The 11,728-nt window shown below is 60.8% G+C and carries 15 protein-coding genes; 11 read left to right on the forward strand and 4 right to left on the reverse strand.

All coding sequences use genetic code 11. The features are described from left to right. Positions 1-23: 23 nt before the first annotated feature. Positions 24-830 carry a taurine ABC transporter ATP-binding protein gene (locus AB1E33_RS19770; protein ID WP_372578981.1) on the forward strand — a complete coding sequence of 269 codons (807 nt, stop codon included), beginning with the start codon at positions 24-26 and terminating at the stop codon, positions 828-830. Further along, positions 827-2,095 carry an ABC transporter permease gene (locus tag AB1E33_RS19775; RefSeq protein ID WP_372578982.1) on the forward strand — a complete coding sequence of 423 codons (1,269 nt, stop codon included), beginning with the start codon at positions 827-829 and terminating at the stop codon, positions 2,093-2,095. The genes AB1E33_RS19770 and AB1E33_RS19775 overlap by 4 nt, the downstream gene beginning before the upstream one ends. An 83-nt stretch (positions 2,096-2,178) precedes the next feature. Here the strand turns inward: AB1E33_RS19775 and dalA are convergent, their stop codons facing one another. Beyond that, entirely contained in the window at positions 2,179-2,670 is a 492-nt protein-coding gene (gene dalA / locus AB1E33_RS19780; protein WP_372578983.1) for a divisome-associated lipoprotein DalA, read from the reverse strand. A gap of 168 nt (positions 2,671-2,838) precedes the next feature. Between dalA and AB1E33_RS19785 the strand changes: the two genes are divergently transcribed. Further along, complete coding sequence (locus tag AB1E33_RS19785; RefSeq protein WP_372578984.1) at positions 2,839-3,438, forward strand: L,D-transpeptidase; 600 nt, start codon at positions 2,839-2,841, stop codon at positions 3,436-3,438. Positions 3,439-3,577: 139 nt separating this feature from the next. Continuing rightward, positions 3,578-3,760: a hypothetical protein gene (locus AB1E33_RS19790; RefSeq protein ID WP_372573490.1), complete on the forward strand. Its 183-nt coding sequence runs from the start codon at positions 3,578-3,580 to the stop codon at positions 3,758-3,760. A gap of 62 nt (positions 3,761-3,822) precedes the next feature. Here AB1E33_RS19790 and hemH read toward each other — a convergent pair whose 3' ends face one another. Together hemH and AB1E33_RS19800 are read right to left on the reverse strand one after the other, a co-directional pair. Next, positions 3,823-4,884, reverse strand: coding sequence for a ferrochelatase (hemH, locus tag AB1E33_RS19795; RefSeq protein ID WP_372578985.1), 1,062 nt, complete (start codon positions 4,882-4,884; stop codon positions 3,823-3,825). A gap of 57 nt (positions 4,885-4,941) precedes the next feature. Continuing rightward, a complete protein-coding gene (locus AB1E33_RS19800; protein WP_372578986.1) occupies positions 4,942-5,772 on the reverse strand; it encodes a class I SAM-dependent methyltransferase in 831 nt (276 codons plus the stop codon). Positions 5,773-5,788: 16 nt separating this feature from the next. Here AB1E33_RS19800 and AB1E33_RS19805 point away from each other — a divergent pair, with 16 nt between their 5' ends. The 4 genes from AB1E33_RS19805 to AB1E33_RS19820 are packed head-to-tail and all read left to right on the forward strand — an operon-like array spanning position 5,789 to position 8,094. Next, positions 5,789-6,517 (forward strand): double zinc ribbon domain-containing protein, encoded by a 729-nt coding sequence (locus tag AB1E33_RS19805; RefSeq protein ID WP_372578987.1) that lies wholly within the window; start codon positions 5,789-5,791, stop codon positions 6,515-6,517. A gap of 36 nt (positions 6,518-6,553) precedes the next feature. Next, on the forward strand, positions 6,554-6,811 hold the full coding sequence (grxC, locus tag AB1E33_RS19810; RefSeq protein WP_372578988.1) for a glutaredoxin 3: 258 nt from the start codon (positions 6,554-6,556) through the stop codon (positions 6,809-6,811). Beyond that, positions 6,811-7,641, forward strand: coding sequence for a carbon-nitrogen hydrolase family protein (locus AB1E33_RS19815; protein ID WP_372578989.1), 831 nt, complete (start codon positions 6,811-6,813; stop codon positions 7,639-7,641). The genes grxC and AB1E33_RS19815 overlap by 1 nt, the downstream gene beginning before the upstream one ends. A gap of 12 nt (positions 7,642-7,653) precedes the next feature. Then, entirely contained in the window at positions 7,654-8,094 is a 441-nt protein-coding gene (locus AB1E33_RS19820) for a MarR family winged helix-turn-helix transcriptional regulator (protein WP_372578990.1), read from the forward strand. 2 nt (positions 8,095-8,096) lie between these two features. Here the strand turns inward: AB1E33_RS19820 and ubiG are convergent, their stop codons facing one another. Continuing rightward, a complete protein-coding gene (gene ubiG / locus AB1E33_RS19825; protein WP_372578991.1) occupies positions 8,097-8,843 on the reverse strand; it encodes a bifunctional 2-polyprenyl-6-hydroxyphenol methylase/3-demethylubiquinol 3-O-methyltransferase UbiG in 747 nt (248 codons plus the stop codon). A 49-nt stretch (positions 8,844-8,892) separates the two neighbouring features. On the opposite strand from ubiG, the gene pip reads away from it, so the two are divergent. The 3 genes from pip (at position 8,893) to AB1E33_RS19840 (ending at position 11,718) form a co-directional block, all read left to right on the forward strand. Further along, the gene (gene pip / locus AB1E33_RS19830; RefSeq protein WP_372578992.1) at positions 8,893-9,870 is read left to right on the forward strand and encodes a prolyl aminopeptidase; all 978 of its coding nucleotides are present in this window, start codon (positions 8,893-8,895) and stop codon (positions 9,868-9,870) included. Continuing rightward, complete coding sequence (locus tag AB1E33_RS19835) at positions 9,867-10,706, forward strand: ABC transporter substrate-binding protein (RefSeq protein ID WP_372578993.1); 840 nt, start codon at positions 9,867-9,869, stop codon at positions 10,704-10,706. Before pip ends, AB1E33_RS19835 begins: the two co-directional genes overlap by 4 nt. A gap of 193 nt (positions 10,707-10,899) precedes the next feature. After that, positions 10,900-11,718: a TIM barrel protein gene (locus tag AB1E33_RS19840; protein ID WP_372578994.1), complete on the forward strand. Its 819-nt coding sequence runs from the start codon at positions 10,900-10,902 to the stop codon at positions 11,716-11,718. Positions 11,719-11,728 lie beyond the last annotated feature (10 nt).

Genomic DNA, 11,728 nt, shown 5'->3' on the forward strand with positions numbered 1-11,728 from the left:
CATGCAGAAAGGAAAGGCGGAGCATGTCCGGACTTTCAATTGAAAAGATCTCGATGCGGTTTGACCTGCCGAACGGTGGCTCCGTTCAGGCGCTCAAGGACGTGTCGCTGCATCTCAACGAAGGCGAGTTGATGAGCGTGCTGGGGCCGTCGGGTTGCGGCAAGACAACGCTGTTGAACATCGTTGCAGGTTTTCTGGCCCCGACCGAAGGTCAGATCGTGATGAACGGACACACAGTCACCGGACCGGATGCCGAACGGGGTATGGTGTTCCAGCAAGGTGCATTGTTCGAATGGATGAGCGTGCGCGACAATGTCAGCTTTGGTCCCCGCATGAAGGGGCAGCGCGAGGCGGACTATCGCAGCGAGGTCGATCACCTGCTTGAGGTTGTCGGCCTGCAGGAGTTCAAGGAAAAGGCAATTTACGAGTTGTCGGGCGGCATGCAGCAGCGGGTGGCGCTGGCGCGCTGTCTGGCCAATGATCCCGATGTCATCCTGATGGATGAACCGCTGGGCGCGCTGGATGCGCTGACTCGCGAAAAGATGCAGTCGCTGGTGCTCAAGCTCTGGAAAGAGACTGGCAAGACCATCATCCTGATCACTCACTCGGTGGAAGAGGCGCTTCTGCTGGGCGAGCGATTGCTGGTAATGGCGCCGCGACCCGGGCGCATCCACAAGGAATACCAGTTGCCGTTCGCGGATATGGGCGTGGATCAGGACCTGCGCGAGGTCAAGAAACACCCAGAATTCGCAAGGAACCGCGAAGAAATCCTGGGCATGATCTGGGATATGGAAGAAGAAATCATGGGACGCACGGAGGCGGCACAATGATCCCCATTCTCATATATGTCGCAATGTTCGTCGCTGCCTACTTCGTCGTGAAGCTGGTCACGGCGGGCACGCAGCGTCAGGATTTCACCTCGTTGAAAACGGTGACATTCGGGGACGAAAGCGCGGTTGTGTCCGACCGCAAGGCCTCGATCATCTCGATCATCGCCATTATTGTGCTGTGGGGCGCGTTTACCGGATCGGTGTTGTTGCCAGGTTTCCTGCATGCGCCGGGACCGTTCACGGGCGACGCCACCTTCACCTACACGGTCGAAACCGCTGACGGCCAGCGCGATGATGCCACGGTGACACTTCTGGTCCATCCGTCTGGTGAACCTGCCGATGCGCCCGAAGTGGCGCCCGGCGAAGGGTTTGCAAAGGATGACAGCGTGGCCATCGCCGCCTATCGCAGCAAACTGGCCCGGCTCGACCAGAATGATGAGATCGGACGCGACGAAGGCGCCAAAATCGTTGCGGTTAATGGCCAGGCCATCGAACCGGGCGGCGTTGTTTCAACCGATTTCGGGCGAGTGGTGATGTCGCAGCGCGGCACGCTGAATATCGACCCGGACAAGGGCTGGCAGATGGAGCCGATCTGGCTGCCCGCCCCCGAGAACGTCTTTACCCGTATGGGCGAGATCGCCAGCGAGGGCTTTCGCAACTTCACCCTGTGGGAGCATCTGGGCTATTCGTTGATGCGGGTGGTCGTGGGTTTTGCGCTGGGCGCGCTGGTCGGCATTCCGCTGGGCTATGCGATGGGCCTGTCCAATTGGTTCCGTGGCTGGTTCGACCCGATCGTCGAATTCATGCGCCCGGTGCCCCCACTGGCGTTGATCCCACTGGTGATCATCTGGGCAGGAATCGGTGAGGGCGGCAAGATCATCCTGCTGTTTCTTGCCGCGCTTTGGATCATGGCAATCGCCGCCCGCTCAGGCGTGTCGGGTGTCAATATTTCCAAGGTGCACGCGGCCTACTCGCTGGGCGCGTCGAAGGCGCAGCTGATGCGTTATGTCATCATCCCGAACTCGCTGCCGGAAATCTTTACAGGCGCGCGGGTCGCGATGGGGGTGTGTTGGGGCACGGTTGTGGCCGCCGAACTGGTTGCCGCCGAAAAGGGCGCGGGCATGATGATCATGGTCGCCTCGAAATTCCAGAACACCGATATCGTGATCATGGGCATCATCCTGATCGGCGTCATCGGTTTTGGCATCGACATGCTGATGCGCTGGGCGGAACGTGTGCTGGTGCCCTGGAAGGGCAAAAGCTGATCCAACGAAAACCACCGCCGCGATGTGTCGCGGCGGTGGGCATCAGGTTCTTGCGTTATGGCAACGCAGCGCTGGCAGGCTGATCAGCCACCCATCTCCAGCGTCCACCAAATCTTGCCATTGTTCTCCTGAAACCACGAAAACCCCATGTTGCGGGCTTGCGAGTCCATGATAACCGAGCGGGTGCCGGGCTGTTCCATCCAGGCTGACAGGGTTTCCAATTCGGTTTCATAGGATTCCGAGATCGCCTCGCCCAGGAACTGGCCAGAAAACCCGGCCCGCTGCGCGCGATCCAAGGGCGATGACCCGTCCGAGCCGAAATGCCAGGGCCGATTCTGAACCGACATGTCCCGCGAATGGGTCGCGGCGGCGGCGTTGAGCTGCGAATTCAGCTGCACTGTCGACAATCCGGCGGCGGAGCGCAGGGAATTGACCGAATCAAGCATCCGAAACTGGACTTTCGATTTATCACCCCTGATTCGGTATACCTTGCCGGAACCGTTATTCTCATATGAGGGTGTGCAGGCCGCCAAAGCCCCAAGCACCAACCCGACAAGCAAAACTAGACGCAACATCCTGTCACCTTGAGCCGTTTCTTTACCGGCAGATACAGCGCGCGGCGCAAAGGTGCAAATGCGCGTGTGCAACACACCGCCCAAGAGATGCAGTTTGATTTGCGACTGCGGCTTTCCGGCAATATCATGCTGGGCAGGTTCATTTGTTCGGAATTGAGGTCCAAGGCTATGAAGCGGAAGTGCATTACACCCCAGACACGGCGCGGCTTTCTTGTCGGCGCGGCATCGGTTCTCGCCTCGCCCGCGCTGGCGCAGTACATTCCTGGTGACCCCCTGCGGCCCGCACCAGAGGATGAGCCAGCCGTCGATCGCAACATCTCAAGCTTTCGCGCGCTCAGCTGGCAGCCCTATTTCTCGAACACCAGAAACGGTGCGATTCTGGTGGATACGCAGTCGCGCGCCCTGCATTACTGGTCCGACGATAAGGCCACTTACAAGCTTTATCCGTCTTCCGTGCCGCTGACCGAAGAGATGACCCGACGCGGACGTACAAGTGTGATCCGCAAGGTCGTGGGCCCCACCTGGGCGCCGACCCCGTCGATGAAGAGACGGAACCCGGAATGGCCCGATTTCATTCCCGCAGGGCCGGACAACCCGCTGGGCACCCATGCGCTATATCTTGGCTGGAAATACTATCGTATCCACGGCACCCACGACACGCGCAAGATCGGCCGTCGATCATCCAATGGGTGTATCGGGCTTTATAACGAACACATCGCCGAGCTTTTCGCGATGACCAATGTGGGCACGCAAGTGTTGCTTATTTGACGACATATGGCGGCTCAAAGGTGGAGAAAGGGCAACAACCATTTGCAATCCCAGCTTATAGTTGCTTAGAAATCCCCACGAGGTAAGTCTTGGCAGTGCGGTTTGAAAATACCGAATCGCACGCATTCTGGAGGTTAATATGAAGAAACTCGTTCTCGCCGCTGCTCTGACTGCTGCAGCTTCGACCGCATTCGCCGGTAACCTGGAAGAGCCCGTTGTGGAACCGCCGGTCATCGTTGAAGAGACCCAAGGTTCGTCGGGTGGCATCTGGCTGCCGCTGATCCTGCTGGTCATCGCGGGCGCGGCTATCGCAGCCAGCTAAGCTGACGATACAAGATCTGGGAAAAGGCGGTGGCATTTGCCCCGCCTTTTTCTTTTGCGCGATTACTCTAGCCAGCCCTTTAGATTGTCCACGACGACTTTTGACAGCGCCGCGATATGGGCGGCATCATCGTTGAGACAGGGGATGTAGGTGAAGGCCTCGCCACCGGCCTCTTCAAAGCTTTCCTTGATCTCTTCGTTGATCTCTTCAAGCGTCTCGATGCAATCGGCCGAAAATGCCGGCGCGCAGACGGCGATCTTCTTTTTACCTTGCCGTGCCAGATCGGCCACGTGATCCACGGTATAGGGTTTCAGCCAATCTTCGGGTCCGAATCGCGACTGGAAGGTCGAGACGATGTCGGTCTCCTCCCAGCCCAGACGCTCCTTGAGCAGACGCGTGGTTTTCACGCATTGGCAGTGATACGGGTCACCCTGCTGCAAATAGCGCTCTGGCATGCCGTGGTAAGAACACACGAGGATGTCGGGCCGGTCGTCGAGCTTGGCATAGGCCGTCTCAATCGACTGGGCGAGCGCGTCGATATAGGTGGGTTCATCGAAATAGGCGGGCACAGTCCGGCTTGAGGGTTGCCAGGCCTCATCCATCAGCGCGCGAAAGAATTGATCGTTTGCGGTGGCCGAGGTGGCCCCGGCGTAATGCGGGTAAAGCGGGAAGAACAGGATGCGGTCGCATCCGGCCTCGACCATCGCGCGGACTTTCGACTTGGTCGACGGGTTGCCGTAGCGCATGCAGAAATCGACCATCACCCGGTCACCATAGCGCGCGTGCAGCACCTCGGACATCTTTGCGGTCTGGTCCTTGGTGATCGTCATCAGCGGGCTTTCGCTGCGATCATGGTTCCAGATCGACTTATACGCCGCGCCCGAGGTGAAGGGCCGTTTCGTCAGGATGATCAGTTGCAGCAGGGGCTGCCATTTCCACGCCGGATAATCGATCACCCGTTGGTCCGACAGGAACTCGTTCAGGTACCGCCGCATCGGCCAGTAGGTGTAGTTGTCGGGCGTCCCTAGATTGGCCAGCAGAATGCCCACCTTGCCCATGCGGATCGGCGGATGATCTGCCGGGGCGTGTTGCGGGCGGGCAGCGGGCTGGGTGGCGTCTAGCATCTGAGGCGTCCTGAATTTCGAAGGTTGTCTTTGCAGATAAATGGAATGTCGCTGGCGTCAATCGGGCAGTTTTGTTTCACCCGTGCCCAGCGCCTCGGCCAGCCGTGTGGTCGCGGAGCCGGGGCGCAGCGGTTTGGGCTGGCTTTCGTCGGGCGCCCAGCCGGTCAGACACATGATCTCGAACGTGGCGGGAAGCCTCTGGTCGGGTTGGGCGAAATGATCCGAATAGAGTCTGTTTGCCCGGTCAAAAAGCGCGCGCCGGGTGAAATGGTGGTCGCGGGCTGTCAGGATGTTGGTCTCACCCATGGCGCGCAGATCACGCATCAGATGCGGCAGATCGCGGTAGGTTGCGGTCAGGGGAAAGCTATCCGCCACCGGCAACGCCAGCCCGGCACGCTGCAGCAATGCGCCGAGGTCGCGAATTTCCGCCATGGGTGATATCCGCGGGCTGAGCCCGCCGCGTGCCTCGATCTCGGCCTGAGCAAGGACTGCGCGCAACTGGTGCAGTGTCTGTCCACCGAGGCTGACGCACAGAAACAACCCGTCTGGCTTGAGCGCGCGGCGACACTGGATGATCTGGCCCACCGGATCATTGGCCTGATGCAGGGTCATCGCGTGGATCACCAGATCGCTTTCGGACAATGGCAGATCCAGAATGTCAGCATCCTCGACTATCCGCGCATCGGGAAAATGCACCCGCCAGAGATCGGGGCAGGACGTTACGATTGCGACATCCGTAAACACTCTCTTAACCAGCGACAGGCGATCCTTGATTTCGGTCAGGGCCGCGTCGTGCAGGAAAAGCGCGTCCGCACGCATCCGCTTACGGCGCTTGAGCAGGGCGGATCGGTCGAACAGGGCCTGTGTATCGGAAGGTGGCATTCTCATGGCGCGCAGATAACCCATGTGGGCAGGAATTCAAACCGCGGTCGAGATGATCTATCCCCCCCGCTGCGTCGGTTGTGGAGAGCTGGTGACCAGTGATTTCGGGCTTTGTGGTCCGTGTTGGCGCGATACGCCGCTGATCACCGGCACGATCTGCGAGAGCTGCGGATTGCCGCTGCCAGGAGAGGTGGATGGCCACCGCATCGAATGCGACGACTGCATGCAGATGCCGCGCCCCTGGCAGGACGGGCGCGCGGCGCTGACCTATACGGGCCGGGCACGTAAGATGATCTTGGCGTTGAAACACGGCGACCGGCCCGATCTGGCCCGGCCCGCCGCCAGATGGATGGTGCAGGCCGCCGGGCGGATGCTGCAGCCGGGCCGGCTGGTGATCCCGGTACCGCTGCACTGGTCGCGCCTGCTCAGGCGGCGGTACAATCAATCCGCCCTGCTGGCCACGCATGTGGCGGGTCTGAAAGACCTACCCACTTGCCCGGACATGCTGCTGCGCTCGCAGGCCACACCGAAACTGGACGGCAAGTGTCGCGAGGAGCGCACCTCGCTGCTGACAAACGCCATTCGCGTGAACCCGCGCCATGCGGCGGGTCTCGCGGAGCGTGATGTGGTGCTGGTGGATGACGTGATGACCTCGGGCGCAACACTGACCGCCTGCGCCGAGGCCTGTCTGTGCGCCGGTGCAGATCATATTTTCGTGCTGACACTGGCGCGCGTTGCCAAGGATGCCTAGTTCCCCGTAGATTGCCGAGACTCAAGGGAACAGGATATGAAGCCGGTTGAAATCTACACCTCGCCGCTCTGCGGTTTTTGCCACGCGGCCAAGCGACTGCTGAGCCAGAAGGGCGCGCGTTTCGACGAGATCGATGTACTACAGGATCCCGCGCGCAAACCCGAGATGATCAAGCGCGCAGGCGGCGGGCGCACGGTGCCGCAGATCTTTATCGGTGACATTCATGTCGGCGGCTGCGACGAACTTTATGCCCTTGACCGCGCGGGCAAGCTCGACAACCTTCTCGCCGCCTGATGCAGACCGCGCTGCTGCAGATCACGTCTTCGGATGACCCTGCCGCCAATCTCGGCATGGTTCGCGAACAGGTGGCTGATGCGGCGCGGCAGGGGGCGGAGTTCCTCCTGACGCCCGAAGTCACCAATTGCCTGTCGACCAGCACCACCCATCAACGGTCGGTTCTGCACACCGAAGAGGACGACCCCACGCTTGCCGCGCTGCGCCAGCAGGCCGCCGAATTGAAGATCTGGCTGCTGATCGGCTCGCTCGCGCTCAAGACCCGTGACGCGGATGGCCGATTTACCAACCGATCCGTCCTGATCGACCCGAGCGGGTCGATTGTGGCGCGTTATGACAAGATCCACATGTTCGACGTGCAGGTCTCCGAAACCGAGACATACCGCGAATCGGCGACATACCGGCCCGGCACACGCGCGGTCGTGGCCGACATGCCGTTCGGCATGCTGGGGTTAAGCATTTGCTACGACTTGCGTTTTCCCCACCTCTATGCCGCACTGACGCAGGCCGGGGCGCAGGTTCTGACCGTTCCGTCAGCTTTCTCGCCGGTCACGGGACCCGCGCATTGGCAATCATTGTTGCGTGCCCGCGCGATCGAAACCGGCTGCTATGTCCTGGCGCCCGCCCAGACAGGGACGCATCCGGCCAGCCGTGGCAGGCAGCGGACGACACATGGCCACAGCCTGGCCATTTCCCCCTGGGGAGAGGTGCTGATCGACGCAGGTACCAAACCGGGCATTCACATTTTCGATCTGGATGTTAGTTCTGTGACAGAGGCACGTCGAAAAGTGCCCTCGCTTACCCATATGCGCCCTTTCGATGGCCCCTGACCCAGATCCGGAATGACCGACGACAAAAACTCTCTTGCGGCTTCGCTATTCAGCGAAATCTTGACGGCGGACCAGTTGCTGCGCAACCGGCTTAGCAGGGTATTGCCCAAAGGGATGGAAATCTCGCATTTCTCGGTACTCAATCATCTGGTTTTTGTCGGCGGTGAGCGCACGCCAGCACAACTGGCCAGCACCTTTCACGTGACACGTGGTGCCATCACCAACACGCTTGCCAAACTGGAATGGGCTGGATACGTGCATATTCGCCCCGATTGGGACGATGCGCGGCGCAAGATGGTGGCGATCAGCCCTTCGGGTCGGCGGGCGCGAGATCAGGCTATCTCGTCCATTACACCGCTCATCAACGCCTTTGTTGACGATCTGGGCGTCGAGCGGGTGCGAAACGTCCTGCCGGTGCTGCGCGATCTGCGGCTGAAGCTGGAAAACGAATAGGTTTAGCCGAGCTTAACGCTGGCGGTCACATAATTGACGCTCAGATCGCTTGCCGAGATCGACCAGGACCAGAGCAGCGGGTTGAACACGAACCCCTTGCGGTCAACCGGGTCCAGACCGGCCTGCCGCAGCAGGTCAAAAAGCTCATCCGGCGTGATGAACTTGGACCATTCATGGGTGCCGCGCGGCAGCCAGCGCATCACCACCTCGGCCCCGAATATCGCCATCGCGTAGGATTTCGGATTGCGATTGAGGGTCGAGCAGATCTGCAGCCCGCCGGGGCGCAGCAGGTGTTGCGTCGCGGTCAGATAGCTCAGCGGGTCGGCAACATGTTCGACCACCTCCATATTCAGAACCACATCGAACTGTTCACCGGCATCAGCCATCGCTTCGGCGGTGGTGTGGCGGTAGTCGATGTGCAACCCCGATTGTTCGGCATGGACCTGCGCGACGGGAATGTTGCCCTCGGCGGCATCGGCGCCAACCACGTCAGCCCCCAGCCGTGCCATCGGCTCGCTGAGCAACCCGCCGCCGCAACCGATATCGAGCAGTCGCAACCCGGCGAAAGGCGTAGAATCAGTCAGGTCGCGGTCGAATTCTGCGGCGATTTGTCCGGTGATATAGTCCAGACGGCAGGGGTTGAGCATGTGCAAAGGCTTGAATTTTCCCGCAGGATCCCACCATTCCGCTGCCATTGCCTCAAATTTGGCAATTTCTGCCGGGTCAACGGTGGATTGATAGACTTGCATTCCCGTCTCCGTATGCTCTTTTACCGCTTGAGCACTATATAGGGCGGTAATGGACAAGTATCCCGACCAAAAGCGCGCAGTTCAGTATCTTTATCCGCCGATCGATCCCTTCGATCAGCGCATGATAGATGTGGGCCAGGGTCACCGCATCTATGTGGAACAATGCGGAAATCCTGATGGTAAACCAGTGGTGGTTCTGCATGGCGGACCGGGCGGCGGGTGCAGCCCGGCAATGCGGCGCTACTTCGATCCGGCTGTATACCGGGTGATTCTGTTCGACCAGCGCGGCTGTGGCCGTTCGCGCCCGCATGCATCGGTGCAGGATAATACCACCCCGCATCTGGTGGCAGATATCGAGGTGATTCGCCGTCAGCTTGAGATCGACAGTTGGGCCGTTTTTGGGGGCAGCTGGGGCGCGACGCTGGCGCTGATCTATGCGCAGACGCATCCAGACCGGGTCACGCATCTTATCCTGCGCGGCGTGTTCCTGATGACGCGGGCCGAATTGGACTGGTTCTATGCCGGCGGCGCGGGTAAGTTTTGGCCCGAGCCTTGGGCACGGTTCTCAGCACTCATCCCCGAGGGCGAACGCCACGACATGATCGGCGCCTATCACCGCCGTCTGTTTTCCGGCAATCTGCAGGAAGAGACGCGCTTTGGCCGCGCCTGGTCGGCCTGGGAAAACGCGCTGGCCTCAATCCATTCGAACGGCTCGACCGGGGAAAGCCCCGGGGATTATGCCCGCGCCTTTGCGCGTCTGGAAAACCACTATTTCATGAATGAGGGGTTCCTTGAACAGGATGGTCAAATTCTGGCCAACATGGACCGTATCGCACATATTCCCGGCCATATCGTGCAGGGTCGCTATGACATGATCTGCCCGCCGGTCTCGGCCTGGAAACTCAGCGAGCGGTGGCCAAATTGCCAGCTCAAGATGGTGCGTAACGCGGGCCATGCCCTGTCAGAGCCTGGGATCAGCGCTGAACTGGTCCGCATCATGGACCGAATCGCGGAGCAAGACGAATGACGCGCCTGGATCGCCGTGCCCTCTTTGCCTCTGGTGCCGCTGCGGCCCTGCTGGCCGCGACCGGATTGTCGGCACAGGCCGGGCCCCGCACCGGCGGCGCCCTGCGCATTGCGGTTCCGCGTGACGGCGATGCGCTGGGCGTGATCGCGCGACGCGCGGTGTTCGAAACCCTGACAGAGGTAGGCCCGGACGGTGCCTTGCGCGCAGAGCTGGCGACCACATGGGAAAGCGACGCCGAGGCCCGCATCTGGACCTTCGATCTGAAACCCGGAGTATGGTTTCACGACGGTGCCCCGCTGCGGGTCACTGACGTGATCGCCGCACTCGCACATCTGCCGCATCTGGCCACGGCGCAGCCGGTCACTGAGACCCGGCTGCAGCTGGAGATGACTCAGGCCGTGCCGGACCTGCCCTTGATTCTGGCCGGGGACAGCTACCTGATCGCGCCCGAGGGGCATTCGGACCCATCGCTGGCCGGTGCGATCGGGACGGGCTGCTATCGTGTCACATCGGCGCGCGAGGACCGGCATTTCCGCGCCACCCGCGTCGCAGGCCACCACCGGCAGGGCCATGCGGGTTGGGCCGATGCCGTCGAGATCATCGTGATCCCCGATCCCGCCGTGCGCGCCGAAGCGCTGTGCGACGGGTTTGTCGGCATCACCGTACTGCCCCGGGCCGATGCGATCAGGGCACGTGGCGACTATCGTTGCCATCCTTCTGTTGATGACATGCAGATCGCCTTCACACCTCAGATCACCGCTCCCGCCACGATCAGCCCGAGCGCTACGCTGGGGGATTTGCGCATCGCGGAGCGGTGGTGGCTGGCTCAGAGCTGAGCAGGCTGCGTTCATCCGATTGCGCTCGTTAAGTCGGTAAAGCAGGCATAATCCCACAAGTCACCTGAAAATTCCCGCATTTACCCACACGGTTGGTGCCGTTTTTTTGCGTTTCGGGAAATTTATGCAACCGGTTGCAAAATTGAATATTGGCGCTACAGTAAATGGCGCCGGAGGGAGGAGTCGGTCAGCGATGATGCAATTTGGCCTGAACCATATGACAGCGCCGCGCCTGAATGCGCGGGACCTGCTGACCATGGCTGCAGGTCTGGGCTGCACCGGTGTCGAGTTTCGCAACGATCTGGATGGACCGTTGTTTCAGGGCGAAACACCCGAGGATATCGGCGCCGCTGCCCGCGCGGCCAACCTGCGCATCTTTGCGCTGGCCGAGGTCAAGGCGTTCAACTTGGATACGGCGGCCAAACTGACAGACGCCCTTGCTCTGATGCAGATCGCCGTGGCCTGTGGTGCCGACGGCATCGCCCTGATCCCCTTTATGGCAGAGACGCAAACCGCGCGCGCCGAACAGCGCCACAGCCTGCGTGCGGCGCTTGAGGTGCTGCTGCCGCCGCTTCAAGATCACGGCCTGACCGGGTTGATCGAACCGCTGGGATTTATCAACAGCACGCTGCGCTTCAAGGAGGATGTCGTGTCAGTTCTGGACGACATGAACCAGCCCGCCTGCTTCGGACTCGTGCATGACACGTTCCACCATCATTTGGCGGGCGAGGATACTGTCCATGCCGATGTGACTGCGCTGGTGCATGTCTCGGGCGTTACGGACCCGGCTCCGACAGCGGATCAGATGACCGACGCGCATCGTGTCCTCGTGGATGCGGGTGACCGTTTGGACAATCTCGGGCAGCTGCAAGCGCTGCACGTGGCAGGCTATGACGGCGCGGTCTCTTTCGAGGCGTTTGCCCCGGAAATTCACCAAATGACCCGGCCCGCCGATGCGCTGGCCCGTTCAAAGGAGTTCATCACATCACATCTGGCCCGGAGGGCGGCTTGATGGGAGTGGT

Source organism: Ruegeria hyattellae, assembly GCF_041537925.1.
GTDB lineage: Bacteria > Pseudomonadota > Alphaproteobacteria > Rhodobacterales > Rhodobacteraceae > Ruegeria_C.